A 26,746-nucleotide genomic window follows, 5' to 3' on the forward strand; every position below is an offset into this window, starting at 1 on the left:
GCCGGTGAGGACTGTTCCACGATGAGGAGTTGCCAGCCGTGATCCGTACCCACAATGCCGGAAGCCTGCGCGCCGCGGACGCCGGCTCGACGGTGACGCTCGCCGGGTGGGTGGCCCGCCGGCGCGACCACGGCGGGGTCATCTTCGTCGACCTGCGCGACGGTTCCGGTGTTGTCCAGGTGGTGTTCCGCGAGGAGGATGCGCACGCGCTGCGCAACGAGTTCTGCGTGAAGGTCGTCGGCGAGGTGACCCGCCGGCCGGACGGCAACGAGAACCCGGAGCTGCCCACCGGTGAGGTCGAGGTGACCGCCGCCGAGCTGGAGGTGCTCTCCGAGGCGGCCCCGCTGCCGCTGCCGGTGGACGACCAGATCGAGGCCGGCGACGACATCCGGCTCCGGTACCGCTACCTGGACCTGCGCCGCAGCGGCCCGGCGAACGCGCTGCGGCTGCGCTCGCGCGCCAGCCACCTGGCCCGGACGGTGCTGCACGAGCGGGACTTCCTGGAGATCGAGACGCCGACGCTGACCCGCTCGACGCCCGAGGGCGCCCGCGACTTCCTGGTCCCGGTGCGCCTGCAGCCGGGCAGCTGGTACGCGCTGCCGCAGTCACCGCAGCTGTTCAAGCAGCTGTTGATGGTCGGCGGCATGGAGCGGTATTACCAGATCGCCCGTTGCTACCGCGACGAGGACTTCCGGGCCGACCGGCAGCCCGAGTTCACCCAGCTCGACATCGAGATGTCGTTCGTCACCGAGGACGACGTGATCGACCTCGGCGAGGCGATCGTGTCGGCGCTCTGGAAGGACCTGGCCGGGCACGAGATCAGCCGCCCGATCCCGCGGATCACCTGGCACGACGCGATGGCCCGGTACGGCTCCGACAAGCCGGACCTGCGCTACGGCGTCGAGCTGACCGAGCTGACCGACTACCTGCGCGGCACCGAGTTCCGGGTCTTCGCCGGAGCGATCGACGCGGGCGGCTACGTCGGCGCGGTCGTCATGCCGGGCGGCGCGGCGCAGAGCCGCAAGGAGCTGGACGGCTGGCAGGACTGGGCCAAGGCGCGCGGTGCCCGGGGCCTGGCGTACGTGGTGCTGGACGCCGAGACCGGCGAGGCGCGCGGCCCGGTGGCGAAGAACCTCTCCGCCGAGCACCTGGGCGGGCTCGCCGACGCGGTCGGCGCCAAGCCGGGCGACGCGGTCTTCTTCGCCGCGAGTGCCACCACCCGCGAGGCGCAGGAGCTGCTGGGCGCGGCCCGGGTCGAGATCGCGAAGCGGGCCGGGCTGATCGACGAGAGCGCCTGGGCGTTCTGCTGGGTGGTCGACGCGCCGATGTTCGAGCGCACGGACGAGGGCGGCTGGACGGCCGTGCACCACCCGTTCACCTCGCCGAACGCCGAGTGGGTCGACCGGTTCGAGGAGGCTCCGGACCGGGCGCTGGCGTACGCGTACGACATCGTCTGCAACGGCAACGAGATCGGCGGCGGGTCGATCCGTATCCACCGGGGGGACGTGCAGAAGCGGGTCTTCGACCTGCTCGGCATCACGCCCGAGGAGGCGCAGGACAAGTTCGGCTTCCTGTTGGAGGCGTTCAAGTACGGCGCCCCGCCGCACGGCGGCATCGCCTTCGGCTGGGACCGGGTCTGCATGCTGCTCGCCGGGGCCGACTCCATCCGCGAGGTCATCGCCTTCCCGAAGACCCGTGGTGGTTTCGACCCGCTGACCAGCGCCCCCACCCCGATCACCGCCCAGCAGCGCACCGAGGCGGGCATCGACGCGAAGCCCAAGCCGGCGGCGACGGCCCACACCGGCACCGCGGGCCCGGCCGCCCCGGTAGCCGACCCGGTCTGACCGCACCCCCGACCCCTGCTTGGTCGATCAAGAGGTTTGCGTCATCATCGCCCCGCGAGATGACGCAAACCTCTTGATCGTCGGCGGGGGAGTGGGCTCAGGTGCGGGTGCTTGTCGTCGGGGGTAGCGGGCTTCTGGGGCGTGCGGTGTGTTCCCTGGGCGTCGACGCCGGACTGTCGGTCGTGGGGACCTTCCACTCCGGTCGGATAGGCGTGCCGGGGGTGGACGCACGGCGGGTGGACGTGACCGATCGCGCCGCGGTGCGCGCGCTGGTCGCCGAGGTGCGGCCGGACGCCGTGGTCGGGACCCCCTATCGGTACGACGACTGGGCGGTCACCGCCGACGGGGCCGCGAACGTGGCGGTAGCCGCCGCCGAGACGGGCGCCCGCCTGGTGCACGTGTCCAGCGACGCGCTGCACGCCGGCCGACCCACCCCGTACGCCGACGACGACCCGCCCACACCTGTGCACGCGTACGGTGCCGCTAAGGCCGCGGCCGAGACCGCCGTGCGGGCGATCGATCCCGGCGCCGCAGTGGTGCGTACCTCGCTGATCCTGGGGGAGGGCAGCAAACAGATCCAGCTCTGCCGGGACGCGCTCGCCGGCCGGGCGGTCCTGTTCTCCGACGAGCTGCGGTGCCCGGTCGACGTCACCGACCTGGCCGACGCCGTACTGGAGGTGGTCGCCTCGTCCTACGCCGGTCTGCTCAACGTGGCCGGCCCCGACGCGGTGACCCGGGCCGAGCTGGGTCTGCTGGTCGCCGAGCGGGACGGCGTGGACGCGACCGCGCTGAAGACCACCACCGCTGCCTCCACCGGGCTGTCCCGCCCCCTCGACGTACGCCTCGACTCCACCCGGGCGAGGGGCTTGCTGCGAACGCGTCTACGGGGGGTGCGCGAACTCCTGACAGCGTGACGTTGTTGCACACTTCCTTTGCATAAGAGTTGTGCACAGTAAGTGTGCAGAGATAGTGTGCACTCATGGAGAATCAGCCACCCGACGGCCGCACTGAGCAACGCCGCGTTGATCTGGATGCCCGGCAGGTTCGCGTGCTGGCCCACCCGCTGCGGATGCGACTGCTCGGCTCGCTGCGCGTCGACGGCCCGGCGACTGCGACTGCCCTCGCCGAGAGGTTGGGCACCAACACCGGAGCGACCAGCTACCACCTGCGGCAACTCGCCGAGGTGGGGCTCGTGGCCGAGGATCCCGACCGGGGCAGCGGGCGGCAGCGCTGGTGGCAGTCGGCGCACGACATGAGTCACTTCGAGCCCACCGACTTCGACGAGGACCCGGATGCCCGCGCCGCGGTCCAGTGGATCCAGGCGGATCAGGTGCGGCTGATGGGCGAGTTGGCTGAGCGTTGGATGGCCGTCGAGCACCACCAGTCGCGGGCGTGGCGCGACGCCGCGGGGATGAGTGACCTGGTGCTGCCGCTCGCCCCGGACCGGCTACGTGCTCTCAACGACGACCTGTGGGCGGTGTTGATGCGCTACCGCGACGAAGCGGCGGCCGAGATGCGTCACCGCGACGACGCCGAGGTCGATGCCCCGGACGTCAAGCCGGTGCACGTGTTCCTGGCCGGCTTCCCACGGCTGGACGATCGCTGGTGAGCGCGAGGAGTGAGCCGGGTTTGCGAGCCCCGCAGTCGCGAACGGACGGCGGTTCGGTGAGCGCGAGGAGTGAGCCGGGTTTGCGAGCCCCGCAGTCGCGAACGGACGGCGGTTCGGTGAGCGCGAGGAGTGAGCCGGGTTTGCGAGCCCCGCAGTCGCGAACGGACGGCGGTTCGGTGAGCGCGAGGAGTGAGCCGGGTTCGCGAGCCCCGCAGTCGAGAGCAGAGGTGGAGTCGTGAGCGCGTTGACCGTACGTCAGGTTCGGGGTCGTTATCTCACGCTCTACGGCCTGCGGTGGCTGCCGACGGGTCTGATGATCCCGGTGATGATCCTGCTGATGCAGGAGCGCGGTTTGTCGTTGCCGCAGATCGGCCTGGTCAGCACCGCGCAGGGGTTGTTGGTGCTGGCGTTGGAGTTGCCCACGGGTGGGCTCGCCGACGCGCTGGGTCGCCGGCCGGTGCTGATCGCCGCCGGGGCACTCAACCTGGCGTCGTTGGCGTTGTTCGCGGTGGCCGACTCGTTCGTGCTGTTCTTCGTGGTCTGGGCGTTGCAGGGGGTCTACCGGGCGTTGGACAGTGGCCCGCTGGAGTCCTGGTACGTCGATGCCACGTTGGCCGCCGACCCGGACGCGGAGTACGAGCGCGGCCTCGGGTACGCGGGCACCGTCATCGGCGGCGCGATCGCCGGGGGTGCGCTGGTCAGCGGTGGTCTGATCGCGCTCGGTCCGATCGGGCCGGTCACCGCGCTGACGGTGCCCGTGCTGGCCGCCATCCTGGCGCAGGTGATCGCCCTGGTCGCGTTGGTCGTGTTGCTGGTCGAGGAGCGGCCGGCCACCGGGGTCGCGGCGCTGCGGTCCTCGGTGGTGCAGGCACCCCGGATGATCGGCGAGGCGGTCGGTTTGCTTCGTCGCTCCCGGGTGCTGCTGGCCCTGGTGGCGGTGGAGCTGTTCTGGGGTTTCGGCATGGTCACCTTCGAGTCGCTGCTGCCGGTCCGGCTTGCCGAGGTGATCGGCGATCCGGAACGCGCCGCCGCGCTGCTCGGACCGGCCAACTCGGCGGCCTGGCTCGCCTCGGCTGCGGGCGCGGCGATGACGCCGCTGCTGTTGCGCTGGTTGGGCGCCGCTCCGGGGGCCGCTGTGCTGCGCATCCTGCAGGGGGTGACGGTGGTCGGGATGGGCCTGTTCGCCGGGCCGGTCGGGGTGCTCGTGGCGTACCTGGCCTGCTACGCGGTGCACGGCGCGTCCAACCCGCTGCACAGTGGCTTGCTGCACCGGCAGGTCGACGGTCCGTACCGGACCAGTGTGCTCTCGCTGAACTCGATGATGGCGCAACCGGCCGGTGCGCTCGGTGGGGTGGTGCTGACCGCGCTGGCGGCGGCCACCAGCGTGGGGACCGCGATGGTGGTCGGCGCGGTGGTGTTGGCCGTGGCCGCCCCGCTCTACCTGCCCGCCTGGCTGGCCGGCCGTCGGGCCACTCCGGCCGTCGGGCCGACCGCCGCCCCCGTGCCCGGCGAACCGGGCGCGGCCCCGGCCGTCGAGCCGCTCGCTGCCCCTGTACCCGGTGAACCGGGCGCGGCCCCGGCCGTCGAGCCGACCACGGCTCCCGTGCCCGCCGCCGAGAGATGAGGGAAAGCCATCCGGGGATGAGCGAACGCGTCCGGCGGGTCAGGCGAGGCGGATCGAGCTGAGGGCGAGGGTGTCGGTGAAGCCGAGCCGACGGTAGAGGCGGGCCGCGCCGACGTTGTGCGTGTAGACGCCGAGCCCCACGGTGTCGTGCCGCGCCAGCAGCGCCCGGGTCATCCCGGCGGTCAGGGACGCGCCCAGGCCGCGCCCGCGCTGGTCCGGGGCGACGGTGAGGCCCGCGACGAAGCCGATGTCGCCCTGGCTGCGGTCCGCGCCGCACGCGACCAACCGGTCGCCGATTCGGATGCCGTACCAGTCGACGACCCGAGGGTCGCCGGGGCGGGAGGTGCTGCTGGGGAACGCCTCGTCGACCAGTGCCGCGAGTGCGGGGAGGTCGGCGTCGGTGAGGCGTACCACCGGCTGCTCGTTCGGTTGGAGCGGTGGTGGCGTGTCGGTCCAGTGGAAGTCCCAGTCGCTGTGCTCGTCCACCGCGAGCCGGCCGGTCAGCAGACCGCGATCGTGCCGGGGGAGGTGCAGCCGCTGCCCTGGGCGCACCGTCGCGCTGTCGGCGAGCCTGACACAGATGTCGAGCGCCGGGCCGGCCGGACCGATCGCGCAGCCGGCCGGTCCGGGCTCGGCCGACGTCAACCACAGCACGGCGCCGTCACGGTGGTACGCGGCCGTCGGCGTGGCGCGTCCGAGCGCGTGGCGGGCGAACGGGTGGTGGCCGACAGCGCCCAGGATCGCGTCCCGGTCCGCAAGCTCCTGGTCTTCGATGATCATGGACTCAGCCTAGGAGCCGCCGGCGGAACGCCCGCGCTCGGTGGCCCCGATCCACCGTGGAGATTGGCGAGCCGACCGATTGGGTACATCACGCGCCGACCTACTGGGAACCCCCACCGGAGGACCGACATGCTCGCCATTCTCGCGGCCATCGTCTTTGGCTTCGCCCTGCTGCTGGACCTGCTCAACACAGACTTCGGAGCACCGGACCTGTTCAACTGGAACACTCTCGTGCTCATCGGGCTCCTTCTGCTCTCGCTCTACCTGGGTGGCGTGGGCAGCGGCCCGCGCGGCGGTGGCGGCGGTCGCTGGTACCGGGGCCGGCGCCCCGGTCGTGGCTGACCGGAACCGATCACCGGTGGCGGGCCCCCGGCGCGATTCCGGCGTCGTGGGCCCGGCCCGGTACTGTCTTCGTGATGGAGTCCGACGCCCTCTTCTCCCTCGGTGAACCCGCCGGGTCGCGCAGCGCGCCCGACGGTCCCGCCGGTGTCGACGGCTTCACCGCGGTGGCCGACGACTCGCCCCTGCCCGTTCGGATGCGCCCGGCGAGCCTCGATGAGCTGGTCGGGCAGGATCACCTGCTCGCACCGGGCGCCCCGCTGCGGCAGTTGGTCTCCGGCGGCGCTCCGATGTCGGTGATCCTCTGGGGGCCGCCGGGCAGTGGCAAGACCACCATCGCGCACCTGGTGGCCGGTGCGACCGACCGTCGTTTCGTCGCCATGTCGGCGCTCTCCGCCGGCGTCAAGGACGTGCGGGCGGTGATCGAGACGGCCCGCCGCCAGCGCCGCTCGGGCGGCCCGCAGACCGTGCTCTTCATCGACGAGGTGCACCGGTTCAGCAAGACCCAACAGGATTCGCTGCTCGCCGCGGTCGAGGACCGTACCGTCACCTTGCTGGCGGCGACCACCGAGAACCCGTACTTCTCGGTCATCTCCCCGCTGCTGTCGCGGTGTGTGCTGCTCACCCTGCAACCGTTGGACGACGAGGCGGTGCGGGGGCTGCTGCGACGCGCGGTCGCCGACAAGCGCGGCCTGGACGCCACGCTCGCCCTGACCACCGAGGCCGAGGACCACCTGGTCCGGCTCGCCTCCGGTGACGTCCGTAAGGCACTCACCGCGTTGGAGGCGGCGGCGGCCTCCGCCACGGCGCTCGGCACCGGACGGATCGACCTGGCCACCGCCGAGCAGGCGGTCGACGTGGCGGCGGTGCGCTACGACCGCGACGGCGACGCCCACTACGACGTCGTCAGTGCCTTCATCAAGAGCATGCGCGGCTCGGACGTGGACGCCGCCGTGCACTGGCTGGCGCGCATGCTGGTCGCCGGCGAGGACGCCCGGTTCATCGCCCGCCGCCTGGTCATCTTCGCCAGCGAGGACGTGGGCATGGCCGACCCCGGGGCCTTGAGCGTCGCCACCGCCGCCGCGCACGCGGTCGAGTACGTCGGGCTGCCCGAGGCGCAGCTCAACCTGGCCCAGGCGGTGATCCACCTGGCCACCGCCCCGAAGTCGAACTCGGCGACCACCGCCATCGGGGCGGCGATCGCCGACGTCCGGGCCGGGCGTGGTGGGCCCGTGCCGCGTGGGCTGCGCGACGCGCACTACGCCGGTGCCCGGGGGTTGGGTCACGGGACCGGCTACCGCTACCCGCACGACGACCACCGTGGCGTGGTCACTCAGCAGTACGTCCCGGACGACCTGGTGGGCACCGACTACTACCAGCCCAGCTCGCACGGCGCGGAACGGGCGGTGGCCGGTCGGCTCCCGCTGCTGCGCCGGATCGTGCGTGGTCTGCCGGCCCCAGCCACCCGGCCGGACGGTCCGACAGCCGAGCCACCTGTAACGACGCCCACCGCGTCGGCGCTTCCCAGCGAGACCGGTCGCCCGGCGACGGGCACGGGCACCCCCGGCACGATGCAGGACAGCGGCACCGACGCCGCAGGAGAGGGTCAACAGTGAAATCGCGTGGTGGGGACCGCCCGGACGAGGGCCCGGACGAGCGGCGCGATCCCCGCGCCAAGGCGCGTCGCTGGGGTCGGGGCCGGGCGGCGGAGACCGAGCCGGAGGAGCCGGTCGCCGGCGAGGAGTTCGGCTGGATCGACGACCTCCGCTCGGCCAAGCAGCAGCGCACCGAGCTCGGCCCGGACGGCGCCCCGGCAGAGCCGCACCGCCCCGCCGGGGGTGCGCCGACCGGACCGCGGCCGGCTGGTGCGCGCGCTGGTGCGCCGGTGCCGCCGGACGCCCCGACACCGCCCGCCGCGCGGCCGGGCGACCCGGGCGGTGCCGGCCCGCGTCGACCCGTCGACGGCCCCTGGCCGGGTGAGGCGCCACCGGCGGGCCGCCGGCCGGACGGCCGTCCTCCCGTGGCGAACCCCGGCGCTCCCGCCCCGGCTCAGCCCGTACGTCGCGGGGTGCAGCCGGCCCCCGGTGCCCGCGCCGCCGTTCCCCAGTCGCCACCCGCCGCCCGTCCGGTCGGCGGTGATCCGGCCGGCCCACCGGCTCAGCCCTCGACTCCGGACGCACCCGGCGGTCCGGTCCGTTCGCGCCCCGCAGCGGTTCCGCCCGGCCCACCCGGGGGCCCGGCGCCGTCCGGCGTCCCGACCGGTCGCCGTCCCGACGCCACCGTGCCGAGCGGTCGTCGTCCGGATCCCGCCGCCGCGGGCGGCCACCCGGAGGCCGTACCCCCGTTGCGCCGTCCGGACGCCGGCCCGCCGGCCCGTCGGCCGGGCCCGGAGTCCGTCGAGCCGGGGCGTGCACGCCCGCCGGGCGACGGCACGCCCGCCGGTCGCCGGTCCGCCGGTCCGGCGCGGGCCGCCGGACCGTCCGCTCCCGGCGTGGCCCGCGTCGACGGCACGCCGTCCGGCGGGATTCCACAGGTCGGGGACGGCCTGCGGCCCGACCCCGCCGTCGACCACGACCCGCGTACCGCTCGGCGTCGGCCCGGCCCGGTCGACCCCGGTGCGCCGGAGCCTGCCGGCCGCCGTGCCGCCGAGCCCGCCCGCCCGGTCGGCGGCGGCCGTCGCCGTGCCGCCGAGCCCGACGAGCCGGTGGTGCCCCGCTCGGGCAACGCGCCGCCGGTGCCCGCGGCCTCGGGCGGCCACAGCGGCGCGACGCCCACCGTCGCCCCGGCCGACGGCGCCGGTCGCCGCCGGGCCGCCCCCGACGAGCCGGAGCGGCGTACGCCGACCGGCGGCGAACCTCGGGCGGAGCGACCGGAGCGGCCCGCCGACTGGCTGCGCCAGGCCGGTCGCCTGCCGCACACCGACCCGGGTCTGCAGGTCGTCAACCGTCGAGGGGCCACCCCGCCGCCGACGGGTAGACGATCCGCTTCGCCTACCGGCACGGGGGAGATCGTCGACCACCCGTCCGGTCGACTCGGCGTACCGGACCCGGCCGCCGAGAGCCCTGCCGCCCGTCGACCGGCCGGTCCGCCGACCGACCCGGGGGCGGACGCGCCGACCGGTCGTCGTGCCGTCCGGCCGGACGCCTCAGGTTCCACCGGTGAACAGGCCCTGCCCTATCCGCCGTCGCCCGGCGACCGACCCGGTCGGGGTCGGGGTGCCGCGGCGCCCGCGCCGGATCCGACCGGTCGGCGGGGTCGTGCGGCGGCTGTGCCCGGTCCGGACGGGGCGCTCGCGCCGGATCCGACCGGTCGGCGACGTCGTCCGTCGGCCGAGTCCGGTCCCGACGGCTCGGCTGCTCCGGGTCGACCCGGAGGCCGTGGCGACGAACCGTACGCCGCTGGACGTCCCGCGTCCGGCGGCCCCGCCGCACCGCCTCGGGGCGCTGCCCGCTCCACCCCACCCGGGCGGGCCCGGCCCGGCCCGGGGGAGGCGCCGGTCGCCGGGCGTGGCGGCGCCGACGGCCCACCACGACCCGGTGCGGAACCCCGCGGCACCGCCCGTCCGGATGGTCCGGCTCGGGCCGCGGTGCCGCCGGGTGTGGACGGCCCGCCGCGTGCGCGTCCGGATGGTCCTGCTCGGGCTGCCGTCCGCCCACCGGGCGCAGCACAGCCGCCCCTCGCCGAGGACCGGGCGGGTGGTCCGCCGGTCGGTCGGCCCGCGCCCCCCGACCGTGCCGCCGGCCGTGCCCTGCCACCTCATCGGGAGCCCGGCCGCGCCGAGCCGAGTGGCGTCGCCCCGGTGCCGCCGCCCGGCCGTCCCGGTGACCCCGTCGGAGTGGCCCGGGCCGCCGCCGTGGTGCCCTCCCCGTCCGGGCCGGCGGACCGGCCGGCGCCGGAGCCGCCCGGCGGCCCCGCGCTGCGTCCGGCCGACCAGGGCACGCCCGGCGACGCCGACGCGGCGGGCGCCCGGTCCGAGGCGCACCGGGAGTCGCGTGAACGGCGACGCCTGCGTGCGGCGGTGCTGGTGCTGGTCAGCGTCGTGCTGCTCGGCGCGGTGCCGCTCTTCTTCGGTCTCCGGACGCTGAGCCGGGATCCGGTCTTCGACAACCTGGACCAGCTCGACGTGCCGGGTTGGGCGGCCGCGAAGACCGTCGACGACGTCAGCGGCAGCCGATGGTGCCTGCTCGACTGTCGGCTGCGCGAGCGCACCGTCACCTCGGAGAAGGCCCCGGCCGAGACGGCGCAGGCGTACGAGCAGGCGTTGCGGCAGGACGGTTGGCAGCCGTGGAAGGTGAGCCGCTGCCCGGAGCAGGAGACGAAGGGCAGCTACACCTGTTGGCGGCGTGACGAGTTGACGCTCGACCTGTGGGTACGCGAGCCGACCTGCGTGCCGCCGCCGGTAGACGGCGAGCCGGCCGTGCCGTCCGCCGACCCGTCGACCGCTGCGACGGAGTGCACCGGCTCGTTGGTGTCGGTGAAGGTGCGTAACGCGATCGACGACGAGCGGACCAGGCCACAGCCGTCCACCGACCCGTCACTGACCGGAGAGGATCCGTACCCGACGGTCAGCGGCGATCCGCTTGGTGAGCTGACACCCTCACCGTCGTGAGCCGGGCTCCATCACGGACGGTAGGGTCTGGGGCTGGCGGGCACGCCCGCCGCCGGTGACCGCCGACGGCGTGGCGGCCGGTACGGGGACCACGGTTGTGCGTTCCGGGGACGTCGGGTCCTGCGGAATTCTGCTTGAGGAGGACAGGCGTGGGCGACATTGGAGCGATCGCGGCGCTGATCGCGGCATCCGCGTTCGCGGTGCTGGTGCTCATCCTGACGCTGCCCATCCTGCGGCTGCGGCACACGGTTGACGCCACCACCCGGATGATCAACGACCTCAACGATCGGACCGCGCCGCTGCTCGGCGACGTGAACACGACGGTGAAGAACGTCAACACGGCGCTGGAGCAGGTGCAGACCTCCCTCGACGGCGTGAACCTCCAACTGGCGAAGGTCGACACGATGACCAGCCACGCGCAGAACGTCACCGCCAACGTCGCCAACCTGGCCACCGTCGTCTCCGCCGCGGCCGCCAATCCGCTGGTCAAGGTGGCCGCGTTCGGCTACGGCATGCGTAAGGCCGCCGCGAGCCGCCGGCACGCCGAGACCGAGCGTGAGGTCCGCGACACCATCAAGCAGCAGCGACGGGCCGCGCGGCGCGGCAATCACTGACCGGCCGAGGCACCAGGAGGGTAGCGAGACATGAGGCGTCTGTTCTGGCTCGGTATCGGAGTGGCCGTCGGTGTGATCGTGGTCCGCAAGGCGACCCGGACCGCCCAGGCGTACACACCGGCGGGCATCGCCAGCTCGGTGACGGAATCCGCTGGCGGCCTGGTCGAGTCGCTGCGTAACTTCGTGGAGGACGTCCGGATCGGGATGGCCGAACGCGAGCAGGAGATCCACCAGGCGTTCGCCCAGGGCGAGACGTTCGACGATCAGTTCGCCGAGCTGCGGGAAGACCCGCGGATCGGCGATCGAAACATCTTTCCGGAGGAACATCAGCGATGAAGACGGCGGAGATCAAGCGGCGGTACCTCGCCCATTTCGAGGCGAATGGTCACACTGTGGTGCCGTCCGCTCCGCTGCCCGCCATCAGCGACCCGAATCTGCTGTTCGTCAACGCCGGCATGGTGCAGTTCGTACCGTATTTCCTGGGTCAGCAGACGCCTGCCTACCAGCGTGCGGTGAGTGTGCAGAAGTGCATCCGCACCCCGGACATCGACGAGGTCGGCAAGACCAGCCGGCACGGCACGTTCTTCCAGATGAACGGCAACTTCTCCTTCGGCGACTACTTCAAGGCCGGCGCGATCCCCCTGGCCTGGGATCTGGTGACGAAGTCGCAGGCCGACGGCGGTTTCGGGTTGGATCCGGAGCGGGTCTGGCCGACGGTGTACCTCGACGACGACGAGGCGTTCGAGATCTGGCGGTCCGTCGGGGTGCCGGCGGAGCGGATCGTGCGCCGGGGCAAGGCGGACAACTTCTGGTCGATGGGCATTCCCGGCCCGTGCGGTCCGTGCTCCGAGCTGTTCTACGACCGGGGTCCGGAGTACGGCCGCGAGGGCGGCCCGGCGGTCGACGAGGACCGCTACATGGAGTTCTGGAACCTGGTCTTCATGCAGTTCGAGCGGGGTCCGGGCACGACCAAGGACGACTACCCGATCCTGGGTGACCTGCCGGCGAAGAACATCGACACCGGCATGGGCCTGGAGCGGATGGCCTCGATCCTGCAGGGTGTCGACAACCTGTACGAGATCGACGAGGTCCGGCCGATCCTGACCCGCGCGGCGGAGCTGACCGGCAAGCGCTACGGCGCGCACTCGGGTCACGTGGCGAGCGAGTCGCACCCGGACGACGTGCGGCTGCGGGTGATCGCGGACCACGTGCGGACGGCGTTGATGCTGATCGGCGACGGGGTGACCCCGAGCAACGAGGGTCGCGGGTACGTGCTGCGCCGGATCATGCGCCGGGCGATCCGGTCGATCCGGCTGCTGGGCTGGCAGGACCGGGCGTTGCCGGAGTTGCTGCCGGTGGCGCGGGACTGCATGGCCCCGTCGTACCCGGAGTTGGCGACCGACTTCGACCGGATCGCGGACTACGCGTACGCGGAGGAGGAGGCGTTCCTGTCCACCCTGCGGGCGGGCACGACGATCCTGGACACCGCGATCGCGGAGACCCGCACCGCGGGTGGCAGCTCCCTGTCCGGGGCGAAGGCGTTCCAGTTGCACGACACGTACGGCTTCCCGATCGACCTGACCCTGGAGATCGCCGCGGAGCAGGGCCTGACCGTCGACGACGAGGGCTTCCGCCGGTTGATGGCGGACCAGCGCACCCGGGCGAAGGCCGACGCGCAGGCCCGCAAGACCGGCCACGTCGACCTGTCGGCGTACCGGTCGGTGCTCGACGCGGGCGGCCCGGTGACGTTCACCGGCTACAGCGAGGTGTCCCGCGAGTCGACGGTGCGGGCGCTGCTCGGCGCGGACGGCCCGCGCCAGGCGGCCACCGAGGGTGACACCATCGAGCTGGTCCTCGACACGACCCCGTTCTACGCCGAGGGCGGTGGTCAGCAGCCCGACCAGGGCATGATCACCGTTGGTGGCGGGCAGGTCGAGGTGCTCGACGTCCAGCAGCCGGTGCCCGGCCTGATCGTGCACCGCGCCCGGGTGATCCGGGGTGAGGTGCGTGCCGGTGAGGCGGGTTTCGCCGAGATCGACACGACCCGGCGTCGGGCGATCTCCCGGTCGCACACCGCCACCCACCTGGTGCACCAGACCATGCGGAACTTCCTCGGCGAGTCGGCCACCCAGGCGGGGTCGCTGAACGCGCCCGGTCGGCTCCGGTTCGACTTCAACACCCCGACGGGGGTGTCGCCGAGCGTTCTGCGTGACGTGGAGCAGCAGGTCAACGAGGTGCTGCTGGCCGACCTGGAGGTGCACGCCTTCATCACCTCGTTGGACGAGGCGCGGCGGATCGGCGCGATGGCGCTGTTCGGCGAGAAGTACGGCGAGGAGGTGCGGGTCGTCGAGGTGGGCGACTACGCCCGGGAGCTGTGCGGCGGCACGCACGTGGCCCGGTCGGCCCAGCTCGGCCTCGTGAAGATCCTCTCCGAGTCGTCGATCGGTTCCGGTGTCCGCCGGGTCGAGGCGCTGGTCGGCATGGACGCGTTCGGTTTCCTGGCCCGCGAGCACCTGCTGGTGTCCCGGTTGGCCGAGCTGTACCGGGTGCCCAACGACCAGGTCGCCGACCGGGTGGAGCAGACCGTCACCCAGCTTCGGGACGCGGAGAAGGAGCTGGAGAAGCTCCGCGCCCAGTTGGTGCTGGGCGGGGCGGCGGCGCTCGCGGCGCAGGCCAAGGAGGTGCGCGGGGTCGCGTACGTGGGCACCGAGGCGCCGGAGGGTGCGGCCGGCAACGACGTGCGGACCCTGGCCCAGGAGATCCGCGGCAAGATCGACCCGGCGCGGCCGGCGGTGGTCGCGGTGGCCGCCCGGTCGAACGGCAAGGCGTCTCTGGTCGTCGCGGTCAACGCGGCCGCGCGCGGTCGGGGCCTGGCGGCCTCGGATCTGGTGAAGGCGGCGTTCTCCGGGCGCGGCGGAGGTAGCCCCGACCTCGCCCAGGGCGGCGGTCTGCCGGCGGCCGAGGCGCCGAACCTGCTGCTCACCGTCGAGAAGGCGATTACCGAGGCGTGATGAACGATCACTGTCGGTCAGGGCGGGCCATTCGGCCCGCCCTGGTTCGTACCCGCCCGGTGGTGACCGTCGGTGGCTGAGCTGACGCGTGGTGTGCGACTGGGGGTCGACGTCGGTCAGGTGCGGGTGGGGGTGTCCCGCTCGGATCCGGACGGGATCCTGGCAACTCCGCTGGTCACGCTCGCTCGTGATCTCACCGCGACGCCGGACACGGTGCCGAGCGATGTCGCCGAGTTGGCCGCGTTGGTGGCCGAACATGAGGCCGTCGCGGTTGTCGTCGGCCTTCCGGTCAATCTCGCGGGAAAACACGGCCCGGCGGCAGTCCACGTGAAGGCGTACGCTGACCGACTGGTCGATGTGATAGCGCCCGTCCCGGTAACGCTCACTGACGAGAGGATGTCGACAGTGGTGGCTTCTCGTAGGCTTGCCGAGCGTGGCGTCCGAGGTAAGCGTCAACGTGCGGTTGTCGACCAGGCGGCCGCGGTGGAGATTCTGCAGAGCTGGCTGGACGCGCAGCGGAGGCGGACGTAATGATCGACGATCTGGACCTTGGGTTCGACGAGCCGGAGCGGGGGGAGAAGGGTCGGCACCGGCGCGGCTTCCGTAAGCGCAACGGCAAGTCCGGTGGTGGCCGGGGCAAGACGTTCCTGGCGTTGTTGATGGCGCTGGTCCTGTTGGGCGGCATCGGCGGCGCGGCGTTCTACGGCTTCGACCGGATCCAGAACTACTTCGTCACCCCCGACTACGACGGCGCCGGGTCGGGTGAGATCACCGTCGAGATCAAGAACGGGGCGCTGCTCGCCGACATGGCCGACGCCCTCGTCGCGGCCGACGTGGTGAAGAGCCAGAAGGCGTTCATCGAGGCGGCCGAGGCCAACTCGCGCAGCAAGAACATTCAGCCGGGCACGTACAAGCTGCGCAAGCAGATGAGCGGCGAGAGCGCCGTCACCGCGATGCTCGACCTGAAGAACAAGATCGTCAACGGCCTCACCATCCCCGAGGGCCGTACCGCGAAGAACATCTACAAGCTGCTGTCCGACAAGACCAAGATCCCGGTCAAGGAGTTCGAGGCCGCCGCGAAGGACCCGGAGGCGCTCGGCGTCCCGGACTGGTGGTTCAAGCGTGATGACGGCAAGAAGATCGTCAAGTCCGTCGAGGGCTTCCTCTTCCCGGACACGTACGAGATCCCGCCGAAGGCCACCGCGGAGAGCATCCTCAAGCTGATGGTGGACAACTTCCTCTCGGTGACCGGTGAGATGAAGTTCGCCGACCGGGTGCAGAAGGAACGCAAGGTCAGCCCCTACGAGGCGTTGATCGTGGCGTCGCTGGCGCAGGCCGAGGCGGGCAACAAGGACGACCTCGGCAAGGTCGCCCGGGTGGCCTACAACCGGGCGTACGGCGATTTCCCGTGTAACTGCCTGGAGATGGACGTCACGGTCAACTACTACCTGGAGTCGATCGGCAAGCCGACCAAGTCGTCCAAGCAGATGACGGCGGCCGAGCTGGACGACCCGAAGAACCCGTACAACCGCAAGTTGCGCGGCATGATCCCCACCCCGATCAACAACCCGGGGAAGCAGGCCCTGGAAGGGGCGATGGCCACGCCGACGGGCAAGTGGCTCTACTTCGTGGCGATCGACAAGGAGGGCCACTCCGAGTTCGCCGAGACGTACGAGCAGCACCAGCGAAACGAGGCCAAGGCCCGGGAGGCCGGCATCATCTGACCGGCCCGACAGCCGACGGTAAAGGCTCCCTTCCCGCCGACCAGAAATGTGGTCGGGTCGGGGGAAGGGAGCCTTTACCGTGACGCGGTCAGGGCGCCATTGTCAGTGACTCGTGCCCGTCCAGGAACCGGTGCGCGGGTTCAGGAACGTCCACACGCCGTTGCTGTTCTGCTTGCGCAGGGCGAAAGTGCGGTTGTAGCCGTAATAGAAGTAGCCGGTCTGGGTGCTGGTGTCGTAACCGGTGTTCCGGTTGACCGCTCCGTACGCCTCGCCCCAGGTCTGCGGGCCGACCGAACCGTCGACGCCGATGTTCATCACGTCCTGCCAGGTCCGGGTCTTGGCGGCGGTGTTGGAGCCGAACTCGCCGTTCCCCCCATTTTCCAGATCGGTCGTACCGTCGCCGGAATGCTTTCACTCCCATCGATGGCCGTCAAGCGATGGTCCGGCCTCCGAGCGTCGTGGAAGGCTGCGGTTCCCTGGTGGCCTGGCCCGCATGCTGGGTACTGTCGATCCGAGTTCCCCGGGAGGGCGGAGAGTGATGCGGAACACGGCAGGAGCCCTGGGTGGTGCGGGGTGATCGAGGCGACCCGCAGGGCCGCGGTGGTGGGCAAGCCGATCGCGCACTCCCTCTCCCCGGTGATCCACACCGCCGGTTACGCCGCCGCCGGGCTGACCGGGTGGTCGTACACCCGGGTCGAGTGCGCGGCGGCGGAGCTGCCGGATCTGGTCGCCCGCCTGGGGCCGGAGTGGGCCGGGTTGTCGGTGACCATGCCGGGCAAGGAGGCGGCGCTCGCCGTGGCCGACGCCGCGTCGCCGGTCGCCGCCGCCGTCGGCGCGGCCAACACGTTGGTACGCCGTCAGGACGGCTCCTGGTATGCCGACAACACCGACGTCGCCGGGATGGTGCGGGTGCTCACCGACGCCGGGGTGGGCGCGGGTGCCGCCGTGACGGTGCTCGGCGCGGGTGGGACGGCGCGCGCCGCGTTGGCCGCCGCGGCGCAGCTGGCCTGCCCCGCGGTGACGGTGGTGGCCCGCCGACCGGTGGCGGTCGACGAGCTGCGGCCGGTGGCCGACGCCCTGGGCGTCGTGCTGACCCCGGCCGGCTGGGCCGACGCGCACCACCACCTGTCCACCGCCGACCTGGCGGTCTCGACCGTGCCGAAGGGGGTCGCCGACCCGCTGGCTCCGGCGGTGTCGTGGCGTGCGGGGACGGTGCTCTTCGACGCGATCTACGACCCGTGGCCGACGCCGTTGGCCGCCTCCGCCGCTGCGGCCGGCCTGCGGCTGGTGTCCGGTTTGGACCTTCTGCTGGCGCAGGCGGTCGGTCAGTTCGAGCAGTTCACCGGGGTGACCGCCCCGGTCGAGGCGATGCGTCGAGCGCTGGGAGAGGCGACGTCAGTCGATTTCCTTAGCTGACGGTTAAGACGCGCTTACGGAAAACTGTCCTTCCGGCGACCTGCCCTGGTCATCGATACGCTGCTCACCGTTACGGACGCAGACACAGGGAGTTTCCTTGACCAGGCACGGACTGCACCGCATCACCCGGTTCCGCTCCGGGCCCCGGCGCAAGGCGATCGCCATCGGCGTCATCGGCGGATCGGTGGTGGCCGGCATCGTGGCCACCATGATGCCGCTGCTGGCCAGCGACGACTTGTCGATCCGGGCGGCGGCGGACACCACGGCGACCATGGTGTCGCAGGACGGCGACAACTCCGTCAAGACGACGGTGGCCACCTGCGCGACGCGCTGCGACGGTAACCCGCGTGGCGGTCGCCAGGCGGTCGTCGAATTCGCGGTGACCACGATCCCGGCCGCCGCGGTGAACGTCCGGGCGACGCTGCGGATGCACGCCTGGCAGAAGTTCGCCGCGACCGTGACGGCCCACGCGTCACCGCTGAGCGCCCGCGAGGCGCGGCCGGCCCTGGGCCCGGCGGGCGACCTGCTGGACAGCGTGAACAGTGTGTCCAAGGGCTTCAACGAGTGGGACGTCTCCAAGCTGGTCACCGGCAACGGGGTCTGGACGGTCTCGCTGGTCCAGTCCGGCCTGGAGAGCCGGACCTACTGGGCGTCGGTCGAGAACCGCAGCCCGGATCTCCGTCCGAGCCTGATGATCAGCTACGACCTCGGGTCCCGGCCGTCGCCGGTGACGACCACCAGACCCGCGTCGCCGCCGACGCCGAGCGCCTCGCCGACCACCGCCTCGCCGAGGCCCTCGCCGACCGTGGCACCGACCCGGACGGCCACCCCGAGCGCGAGCGGCACGCTGCCCGCCGGGAAGTGCGGGTCCGTGTCGGACAAGCTCGTCCCCTCCTGCGGGGCCTGGTGGGGCATGTACTCGCCCGCCGGTGCGGCCGGCGGCTGGGACCACGGCAAGGCCGTATCCGACGTCGAGGCGCAGGTCGGCCGCAAGTTCGACATCGTGCACCGCTACCACGACTTCTCCAACACCGGCAGCAACGGCGCCTTCCCTGACATGTACGAGCAGCAGCAGATGCGCGAGGGCCGGCTGATGTTCTTCGCCTGGGAGTCCCGGAACTTCTCCACCGGCACCACCCTGAAGTGGTCCGACGTCTACAGCGGCCGGCAGGACGAGACGATCGACGCGGTCGCGGGCCGCATCCGCGCCGCCGGCGTGCCCGTCTTCATGGGCTTCGACCACGAGCCCGAGGACGAGCCGAACAAGGGCAGCGACGCCGACTTCGTCCGGGCGTGGCGCTACGTCCACGAACGGTTCGCCAGGGCCGGTGCGAGCAACGCGGTCTGGGTCTGGACGATGATGGGCTGGTCCGGGCACTACTCGCGCTACGCCGGGCTGTACCCCGGTGACCAGTACGTCGACTGGGTGGCCTACGACCCGTACAACTTCCACGTCTGCAACGGCAGCACAGTGTGGAAGAGCCCGAGCACGACGGTCGGCGGCTTCTACCGCTGGCTGGACGACAACGGCATCGGCGCCGGCAAGCCACGGATGCTCGCCGAGTTCGGCACCAACTTCGACGCCGCCGACCCGGGCGCCAAGCAACGCTGGTTCCAGGAGTTCCCGGCGGCGCTGAAGGCGCACCCGAAGATCAAGGCAGCCATCTACTTCAACTCCGCAGGCATGACCAGCCGCACGTCGACCTGCGACATGACGATGAACCACGACGCCGCAGCGGTCGCCGGCTTCGCGAAGGCCGGGCAGGACCCGTACCTGCGGCAGCCCACCGGAGGGAGCCGCTGACGGTCACCACGACGCGCTGACGGAACGCCGTTCGCCGGAGGTCGGTCCCACCCGACCTCCCGGCGTTCTGTCGGCTAGCGGATTGAGGCACCGCCCAATCGGCGGATTTTGTTAACCAGGCTGGACGAGGCACGCTACCTCGGGTTCTCATCCAATCTGGAGGCGCAGCGTGCCCAAACTCTCGCACTTGTGGCGTTTCGCAGGACGACGTCGTGCTCGGGCGGGGGTGGTCGCGTTGGCGATCGTCGCCGCGGTTCTCGGCGTGCCTACCACCTCGTCGGCCGCGATCGTGCCGGTCCCGGAGACGGCGACCCTGGTGTCGGCGAACCCCGCCGACACGACCCCGCACGCCCGAGACGGTGAGACCCGCGCGTTCGCGCAGGTGGGTAACACGGTCTTCGTCGGCGGCAGCTTCACCCAGCTCCGGCAGACCGCTGCCTCCGCGTGGGTGACGCAGCGCTACCTCTTCGCGTACGACCGGACCACCGGGACCATGTCCACCACCTTCCTGCCGGTGCTCGACGGTGCGGTCAACACGCTCATCGCCGGCCCCGGCGGCACGCTGATCGTGGGCGGTGCCTTCAAGAACGTCAACGGCGTCTCGCGGAAGAACCTGGTCGCGCTCGATCCGTCGACCGGCGCGATCATCGACAGCTGGGTCGGGCGCTCCGACGGCGGCACGGTCCGCGACCTGGTGCTGCACGGCAACTGGTTGTACGTCGCCGGCGCGTTCAACTGGCTCAACGGCACCGCGCACGTCGGCCTCGGCCGGCTCAACGCGACCACCGGCGCGATCGACCCGAGTTTCGTCATCGACGCGACCGTCGGGCGGCACGGCACCACGTCGTACGTCTGGACCATCGACGTCGCGCCGGACGGCGACACGCTCGTCGTCGGCGGCAACTTCACCCTCGTCAACGGCCTGGCCCGCAACCAGATCGCGCTGGTGGACGTCTCCGCGACGCCCACGCTGATCGACTGGAGCAGTGAGAAGTTCGTCGCGCCGTGCGCGTCGCCGGCGACCTTCGTGCACTACGTGCAGGACGTGAAGTTCGGCGGCGACGGCACGTGGTTCGTGGTCGGCACGAACGGCGGCGGCGGCTGGCCGGCGGCGTACTGCGACGCGCTGGTCCGCTTCGAGACCGCCGCCCGGGGCAGCGGCCAGATCGCCACCTGGGTCGACTTCACCGGCAACGACACCATCACCTCGGTCGAGGTCGCGGACAACGTGATCTACCTGGGTGGGCACTTCCGCTGGCTCAACAACCCGAACGCCAGCGACAACGCGGGCAACGGCGCGATCGACCGGCTCGGCATCGCCGCCGTGACCCCCGCGACCGGCATGCCGGTGAACTGGAACCCGCGGCGCAGCGGCAGCGCCTCGATGCCCTCGGGCACCAGCAACTGGGGCTCCTCGGTGCCGGTGCTCTGGCGCGGGTCGGACGGCCTCTACTTCGGGCACAACTCCGACGGCATGGGCGAGGAGTACCACGGTCGGCTCGGGATGTTCCCGCTCTCCGGCGGGCGGACCTTCACCCCGAAGAACCCGCCCGCCGAGACCACCGGCAACCTCTACGTCAACACCGCTCCGGGCACCCTGGCGAAGGTGCCGTTCGACGGTGCCGCGTTGGGCACCCCGGTCACGGTGAGCCAGCCCGCGTACACGTCGGCCGGTGCGACCTGGCGGGTGGACGACCGGATCTACTGGTCGCACACGGTGGCCGGCACCCCCACCGGCAGCCGGATCGACGTGTCGCTGTTCAACGGCGGGGCGATCGGCTCGCCGTGGGAGGCGTCCGGCTACAACGACTGGTACAACCCGGCGTTGCTGACCGGCGCGTTCTTCCTCGACGGCCGGCTCTACTACACCCGCACCGGGGCGAACAACCTCTACTACCGCTACTTCGAGATCGACGGCAACTACCTCGGCGCCACCGAGTTCACCCTGCCGACGACGGGCGTGACCTGGTCCACGGTGCGTGGCATGGCGTGGGTGGGCGGCCGGATCGTCTACGGTGCCACGGACGGTTCTCTGCGGAGTGTGCCGTTCGACCCGACGGCCGCGCCGACCGCGGCGGTCAACGGTGCCGGGGCGACTGTGATCACCACGGCGACGCCCGAGTTGTCCTGGTCTACCCCATCGACATTCTTCTCCGTACAGTAACGGTCAACCGTTCGTAACGAAGCATCGGTAGATTGTTCACGTTGGGCCGGTGGCGGTGGTGTATCCGCCGCCGGCCCCACGATGTGGGGAGGATCGTTGCTCGGCGCCGCTGGCATCCGTAAAAGACGCGCGGTGCGTCTCGTCTTCGCGGTCAAGCGCGGCTGGTACCAGCTCCGCTATCGGCGGTTGACGCTCGGCCGGGACGTGGAGATCCGTGGTCGGATCCGGCTGCGTCGCGGGGTACGGGTGACCATCGGCGACCGCACCCGGTTGAACAAGCTCGTCCGCTTCGCGGGCCCCGGCGAGGTACGCGTCGGGGCCGACTGTCTGCTCAACGCCACCTGGATCGGCACCTGGACGTCGGTGACCGTCGGCGACCGGTGCCTGTTGTCAGACTGCGAACTGCTCGACAACGACTTCCACAACCTGCCGCCCGCGCAGCGGCACGACCCGCCCGGCCCGGCCACCCGTGCGCCCATCGTCCTGGAGGACAACGTGTGGGTCGGCGCGCACGCGTTGGTGCTGAAGGGCGTGCGGGTCGGCCGGGACAGCGTCGTCGGTGCGGCCACTGTCGTCCGCACCGACGTACCCCCCGGTGTCGTGGTCGTCGGCAATCCTCAACAGACGGTGAAGAAGTTCCATGACTGATGCGACGCCCGGCCCCTGGCCCCCGGAAGGTTCGTCCTCCACGGCACCCGGCACCGTGACACTGACCGACCTGCTGCGGGTGCCGCTGCACCGGTTACGGCTGGTGGCGGCGGTGGCGATGGTCGGTCTGCTCGCCGCGCTGGGCTACGTGCTGCTGGTGCCGGCGGCGATGAGCGCGAGCGCCGTGGTGGCGGTCCGGCCGGTGGTGACCGACGCGTTCACCCCCAGCGGCGCGGGCGCCGACCGCGCGGTCAACATGAACGTGGAGAGCGGCATCGCCACCGGCACCGAGGTGGTGCAGCGGCTCGCCGACTCCGCCGGCGGTGACCCGCGGGACATCCGCAACGCGCTGGAGGTCGAGGTGCCCACCGGCGGGCAGATCCTGCGCTTCACCTATCAGGCCGGTGACGCGCAGCGGGCGGTGCAGAGCGCCAACATGGCGGCTCAGGCCTACCTGGACGTCCGACGCACCATGTACGAGCAGCAGCGCGCCGAGATGCTGCGGTCCTACGACGCCAGCATCACCAAGGTCGTCGCTCAGCAGGCCGCGCTCCAGAAGCGGGCGAGCACCGTCAAGGACACCGCCGCCGGTGACGCGGTGGTCGCCGAACTGGCCGGGATCAACAACCAGCTCACCCAGCTCAACGCCGCCCGCACCGAGATCGCCGCGGTCGACGTCAACCCCGGCTGGGTCACCCAGACCGCCGAGAAGGCACTGGTCACCTCCGCCGGGCACCGACCGCTCTACCTGGTCGCCGGTCTGCTCGGCGGCGCGCTGATCGGCATCGTGCTGGCGTACGCCTGGGAGTCGACCGACCGCCGGGTCCGCTCGGTCGTCGACGGCCGGGACGCCACCGGCCTGCCGCTGCTCGGCACCGTGCGTCGGCCGCCGCTGCGCGGCAGCCCACGGGCGGTCGACGCCGACATCCGGTACGTGGCGATGGCGGTCGCCGAGCGGGTCCGCCAACCGGCCCGGGTGGCACTGGTCACCGCCCGGGAGGACGCCACGGCGCTCACCGCCGGGCTCGCGGTGGCGCTCGCCGCCGACGGTCGTGAGGTCTTCGTCGCCGACGACAACGGGCGCGTCGAGCGGCTGCGCGCCGCCGTGCTCGCCGACCGGGGGCGGCTGCCGATCGACCCGTCCCGGCCGCTGGTGCCCAAGCCCCGCCCGGCCGGCAGCACCTCGACAGTCGCCGGGGGCGCGGACGGCGCGGCCACCCGCCGACCCTCCCCGCACCCGCCCGGCGCCCGCCCGTCCACCGATCCGGACGCCACCCTGACGTTGCCGCGGGTGGCGTCGGCCCGTCCGGAGAACGGTCGGGTCGCCGACCCGGACGAGGTGACGGTGGGCGTGGGCAGCGTCCGGTTCGGCACCTGGCGGCAGGGCGCGGACCACGGCCTGGTGCTGTTCAACGCCCCACCGGCGGAGTCCGACGAGCGCGGTGTCGCGGTCGCCCGGCAGGGCAGCGCGGTGGTGGTGGTGGAACGGGACCGCACCCGGCAGAGCGACCTGCGTCGACTGGTGGAGCGGCTGCGGGCCGCGGGCGTCACCCCGCTGGGCTTCGTGCTCACCCGCAACGGCCGGGCCTGAGCGTGTCGGTCACCCGCGCCCCGGCGACCGAGCCACCGCCCGGAGGCGATCCGGTCGCGGCCGCCCCGGCGCCCCGGCCCGCGCCGCCCCGGCTGCCGCTCTGGCCGTTGTGGCTGATGTTCGGCCTGGTGCCGCTCTGGTGGCTGCTCGGAGCGTTCTACCTCGGGTGGCCCCTGCTGGGCGCGCTGCTGTTGGCGTTGCTGTTCACCCGGGGGCGGGTGCCGCTGCCACCGGCGGCGGGCATCTGGCTGCTGTTCCTCGCCATCGTGCTGGTCAGCGCCACCCAGCTCGCGTCGCCCGCGTCGCTGCTGACGTTCGCCCTGCGCCTGGCCTTCTATCTGACCGCGCTGGTGGTCGGGGTCTACGTCTACGCCGCCGCCCGGGAACGGGCCGGTCTGGTGGCGGTGCTCACCCCGCTCTGTGCGTTCTGGTTCGGGTTGGTGGCGCTGGGTTGGCTCGGGGTGCTGGTGCCCCGACTGGCGATGACCACGCCGATGGAGGTGCTGCTACCCGGCGGGGTGGCCGGCACCCCGTTCATCCAGGACATGGTGCACCTGACCACCGCGGAGTACAGCGCCCGTTCGCTGAACCCGATCTACCGTCCGGCCGCGCCGTTCGCGTACACCAACAACTACGGCAGCGCGTACGCGATGACGCTGCCCTGTGTGGTGGCGTACGCGATGCTGCGCCGGCAGGGGGTGCTGCGCTGGGCGCTGCTGGCGTCGCTGCCGCTGTCGCTCGCACCGGCGTTCCTCACCCTCAACCGAGCGATGTTCCTCAGCCTCGGCGCCGGGCTGGCGGTGCTCGGGGTGCGGGCCAGCCTGCGCGGCAACGTCCGGGTCGCCGCGTCCATCGTCGGGGTCGTGGTGATCGGGGCGTTGGCCACGTTGTTCATCCCGATCACCGACCTGATCAGCCAGCGGGTCGACTCCAGTGACACCAACACCGACCGGCTGTCGCTCTACACGGAGGTGATCCGCCGGGTGCAGGAGTCGCCGTGGCTGGGTTACGGCGCGCCGGTGAACGTCGACACGGTGTCGGCGGCCGCGCCGATCGGCACCCAGGGTCAGCTGTGGATGGTGTTGTTCAGTCACGGCGTACCCGCGCTCATCTGTTTCCTGGCCTGGTTCGTGGCCGCCGCGGTGATCTGCGCGCGGGCGACCTCGGCGGCCGGGCAGTGGTTGGCGGTGGTGCCGGTGGTCTGCCTGGTGCAGATCCCGTTCTACGGCATGGCGAACCAGAACCTGGCTGTCGCGTTCTTCGCCGTCGCCTTCGCGATGGCGCTCAGCGAACGGGAACGGCTGACCCGGTCGGCCGGGCCTCGCCCACCGGCCCGGCGCGACGTGGCGGTGCCCGCATGACCGCCGCCACCCGACCCCCGGCCGTCCCGGACGAGCCGGTCGCCGCGACGGCGGCGGACGCGGGTTCCGCGGAGACCCGCCGCAGCGCGCGCAGCGGTGTGGCCGGGCTGCTCGGCGCGGCCACCAGCGGGCTGTTCGGGTTCGTGCTGGCCGTGGTCATCACCCGGGGGTACGGCACGACCGGCTCGGGGGCGTTCTTCGCCGCGATCGGGGTGGTCACGGTGGCCACGGCGGTCTGCACGCTCGGCGCGGAGACGGGTCTGATGTGGGCGCTGCCCCGGCGGGCCCTCGGGGCGCGCGGGGACGCGGCCCGGATGCTCCCGGTGGCGCTGATCCCGCCGCTGCTGGCCGGGTTCCTGGTCGCCGGCGCCGGTGTGCTGGTCGCCGACGCGCTCGCGCCCCGGTTGCTCGGCGGCTCCGGCGCGAGCGGCGAGGCGCTGCTCACCGTCACGTTCGCGGCGGTGCCGGTGGTGGTCGCGATGACGCTGCTGCTGGCCGCGCTGCGCTGTGTGCGACCCATCCGGGCGTACGTCGGGGTGCAGTTCTTCCTGTTGCCGGTCGCCCGCCCGGTGCTGGTGGGCGCCGCCGCGCTGGCCGGTGGTGGCCTGCTCGCCGGCATGACCGGCTGGTTGGTGCCGGCGGCGTTGGCGCTGCTGGCCTGCCTCACCCTGGTCGCCGGTCCGCTCGGGCTGGGCCGGGGCGCGACCCTCGCGCCGAGGCGTTCGGACTGGTCGGCGTTCTGGCGGTTCGCGCTGCCCCGGGCCGCCTCGGCGGCCATCGACGCGGGCAGCATGTGGGTGGGTGTGCTGCTCACCTCGGCGCTGGCCGGGCCGGCCGACGCGGGTGTGTTCGGTGCGGTCGGCCGGTACGTGCTGGCCGGTCAACTGGCCATGCAGGGGCTGCGGGTGGCGGTGTCGCCGCAGTTGTCCCGGCTGCTCGGTCGCGGCGAGCGGGCGGCGGCGGCGGCCGTGCACCGGCAGTTGACCACCTGGGGGCTGGTGCTGTCCTGGCCGGTGTATCTGCTGCTCGCGGTGTTCGCGTCGGCCTTCCTGCACCTGTTCGGGCCGGAGTTCACCGCCGGGGTTCCGGCGATGACGGTGTTGGCGCTGGCGATGCTCGTCAACACCGGGGTGGGCAACGTGCAGAGCCTGCTGTTGATGGGCGGGCGCAGCGGGTTGCACCTGGTGGCCACCGTGGCCGGGTTGACGGTGACGGTGTCGTTGGGCCTCTGGCTGATTCCCGAGCACGGCGCCACGGGCGCGGCGGTGGCCTGGGCCGCCGGCATCGCCACCGAGAACCTCACCGCGGCGGGGTTCGCCCGCTCGGTGGTCCGGGAGCGGCTGTTCGACGCGGCGATGGTGAAGGCCGCCGCGGTCACGGTCGCCGGGGTGGGGCTCGCCGCCGCCGCCGGTGTGGTGGCGGGCGGTCGTGACCTGCCCGGCCTGGCGGTGGCGCTGGCGGTGCTGGTGGCCGGCTGCGTCGGCATGTTGACGTTGCCCCGGGTGCGCGCCGGCATCCGGGGGACCATGAGGCAGATCCGTGGAGGGGACGGGGCGGCCACGGCCGCCGACCCTGCCCCGGCATCGACGAGAGGCAGGTGAGGTCCGT

At 72.5% G+C, this 26,746-nt stretch carries 21 protein-coding genes; 19 read left to right on the forward strand and 2 right to left on the reverse strand.

Annotated features, from left to right (window positions below; all coding sequences use genetic code 11):
* Positions 1-38 precede the first annotated feature (38 nt).
* From aspS to O7616_RS16200, 4 genes are all read left to right on the forward strand, one after another.
* Positions 39-1,844: an aspartate--tRNA ligase gene (gene aspS / locus O7616_RS16185; RefSeq protein ID WP_282302750.1), complete on the forward strand. Its 1,806-nt coding sequence runs from the start codon at positions 39-41 to the stop codon at positions 1,842-1,844.
* 101 nt (positions 1,845-1,945) lie between these two features.
* A complete protein-coding gene (locus tag O7616_RS16190) occupies positions 1,946-2,758 on the forward strand; it encodes a sugar nucleotide-binding protein (protein WP_282302751.1) in 813 nt (270 codons plus the stop codon).
* Between the two features lie 65 nt (positions 2,759-2,823).
* A complete protein-coding gene (locus O7616_RS16195; RefSeq protein ID WP_282302752.1) occupies positions 2,824-3,453 on the forward strand; it encodes a helix-turn-helix domain-containing protein in 630 nt (209 codons plus the stop codon).
* Positions 3,454-3,688: 235 nt separating this feature from the next.
* The gene (locus O7616_RS16200; protein ID WP_282302753.1) at positions 3,689-5,077 is read left to right on the forward strand and encodes an MFS transporter; all 1,389 of its coding nucleotides are present in this window, start codon (positions 3,689-3,691) and stop codon (positions 5,075-5,077) included.
* A 39-nt stretch (positions 5,078-5,116) separates the two neighbouring features.
* Here O7616_RS16200 and O7616_RS16205 read toward each other — a convergent pair whose 3' ends face one another.
* A complete protein-coding gene (locus O7616_RS16205; protein ID WP_282302754.1) occupies positions 5,117-5,857 on the reverse strand; it encodes a GNAT family N-acetyltransferase in 741 nt (246 codons plus the stop codon).
* Between the two features lie 129 nt (positions 5,858-5,986).
* Between O7616_RS16205 and O7616_RS16210 the strand changes: the two genes are divergently transcribed.
* The 8 genes from O7616_RS16210 to mltG all read left to right on the forward strand — a co-directional run bounded on the left by O7616_RS16210 (position 5,987) and on the right by mltG (position 16,154).
* Positions 5,987-6,199, forward strand: coding sequence for a hypothetical protein (locus O7616_RS16210; RefSeq protein WP_030488373.1), 213 nt, complete (start codon positions 5,987-5,989; stop codon positions 6,197-6,199).
* Positions 6,200-6,273: 74 nt separating this feature from the next.
* Positions 6,274-7,812 (forward strand): replication-associated recombination protein A, encoded by a 1,539-nt coding sequence (locus O7616_RS16215; protein WP_348773815.1) that lies wholly within the window; start codon positions 6,274-6,276, stop codon positions 7,810-7,812.
* A gap of 2,300 nt (positions 7,813-10,112) precedes the next feature.
* The gene (locus tag O7616_RS16220; protein WP_282307649.1) at positions 10,113-10,805 is read left to right on the forward strand and encodes a hypothetical protein; all 693 of its coding nucleotides are present in this window, start codon (positions 10,113-10,115) and stop codon (positions 10,803-10,805) included.
* Positions 10,806-10,954: 149 nt separating this feature from the next.
* Complete coding sequence (locus O7616_RS16225; protein ID WP_282302755.1) at positions 10,955-11,419, forward strand: DUF948 domain-containing protein; 465 nt, start codon at positions 10,955-10,957, stop codon at positions 11,417-11,419.
* 30 nt (positions 11,420-11,449) lie between these two features.
* Positions 11,450-11,755: a hypothetical protein gene (locus O7616_RS16230; protein WP_282302756.1), complete on the forward strand. Its 306-nt coding sequence runs from the start codon at positions 11,450-11,452 to the stop codon at positions 11,753-11,755.
* Entirely contained in the window at positions 11,752-14,430 is a 2,679-nt protein-coding gene (gene alaS / locus O7616_RS16235; protein WP_282302757.1) for an alanine--tRNA ligase, read from the forward strand. The genes O7616_RS16230 and alaS overlap by 4 nt, the downstream gene beginning before the upstream one ends.
* A gap of 72 nt (positions 14,431-14,502) precedes the next feature.
* Positions 14,503-14,961, forward strand: coding sequence for a Holliday junction resolvase RuvX (gene ruvX / locus O7616_RS16240; RefSeq protein WP_282302758.1), 459 nt, complete (start codon positions 14,503-14,505; stop codon positions 14,959-14,961).
* Positions 14,961-16,154, forward strand: a complete 1,194-nt coding sequence (mltG, locus tag O7616_RS16245; protein WP_282302759.1) for an endolytic transglycosylase MltG — start codon at positions 14,961-14,963, stop codon at positions 16,152-16,154. Before ruvX ends, mltG begins: the two co-directional genes overlap by 1 nt.
* 102 nt (positions 16,155-16,256) lie before the next feature.
* On the opposite strand, the gene O7616_RS16250 is transcribed toward mltG, so the two are convergent.
* Positions 16,257-16,538 carry a peptidoglycan-binding protein gene (locus tag O7616_RS16250; protein ID WP_348773882.1) on the reverse strand — a complete coding sequence of 94 codons (282 nt, stop codon included), beginning with the start codon at positions 16,536-16,538 and terminating at the stop codon, positions 16,257-16,259.
* A gap of 192 nt (positions 16,539-16,730) precedes the next feature.
* Between O7616_RS16250 and O7616_RS16255 the strand changes: the two genes are divergently transcribed.
* The 7 genes from O7616_RS16255 (at position 16,731) to O7616_RS16285 (ending at position 26,739) form a co-directional block, all read left to right on the forward strand.
* Complete coding sequence (locus tag O7616_RS16255) at positions 16,731-17,570, forward strand: shikimate dehydrogenase (RefSeq protein ID WP_282307650.1); 840 nt, start codon at positions 16,731-16,733, stop codon at positions 17,568-17,570.
* 97 nt (positions 17,571-17,667) lie between these two features.
* A complete protein-coding gene (locus tag O7616_RS16260; RefSeq protein ID WP_282302761.1) occupies positions 17,668-19,374 on the forward strand; it encodes a glycoside hydrolase in 1,707 nt (568 codons plus the stop codon).
* A 226-nt stretch (positions 19,375-19,600) separates the two neighbouring features.
* A complete protein-coding gene (locus tag O7616_RS16265; RefSeq protein ID WP_282307651.1) occupies positions 19,601-21,538 on the forward strand; it encodes a hypothetical protein in 1,938 nt (645 codons plus the stop codon).
* Between the two features lie 81 nt (positions 21,539-21,619).
* A complete protein-coding gene (locus O7616_RS16270) occupies positions 21,620-22,186 on the forward strand; it encodes a DapH/DapD/GlmU-related protein (protein WP_282260881.1) in 567 nt (188 codons plus the stop codon).
* Positions 22,179-23,777 carry a lipopolysaccharide biosynthesis protein gene (locus O7616_RS16275; protein ID WP_282302762.1) on the forward strand — a complete coding sequence of 533 codons (1,599 nt, stop codon included), beginning with the start codon at positions 22,179-22,181 and terminating at the stop codon, positions 23,775-23,777. Before O7616_RS16270 ends, O7616_RS16275 begins: the two co-directional genes overlap by 8 nt.
* 92 nt (positions 23,778-23,869) lie before the next feature.
* Entirely contained in the window at positions 23,870-25,138 is a 1,269-nt protein-coding gene (locus O7616_RS16280; RefSeq protein WP_282307652.1) for an O-antigen ligase family protein, read from the forward strand.
* Positions 25,135-26,739 (forward strand): lipopolysaccharide biosynthesis protein, encoded by a 1,605-nt coding sequence (locus O7616_RS16285; RefSeq protein WP_282302763.1) that lies wholly within the window; start codon positions 25,135-25,137, stop codon positions 26,737-26,739. Before O7616_RS16280 ends, O7616_RS16285 begins: the two co-directional genes overlap by 4 nt.
* Positions 26,740-26,746: the final 7 nt, after the last annotated feature.

The sequence above is a fragment of the Micromonospora sp. WMMD964 genome (assembly GCF_029581455.1).
GTDB lineage: Bacteria > Actinomycetota > Actinomycetes > Mycobacteriales > Micromonosporaceae > Micromonospora.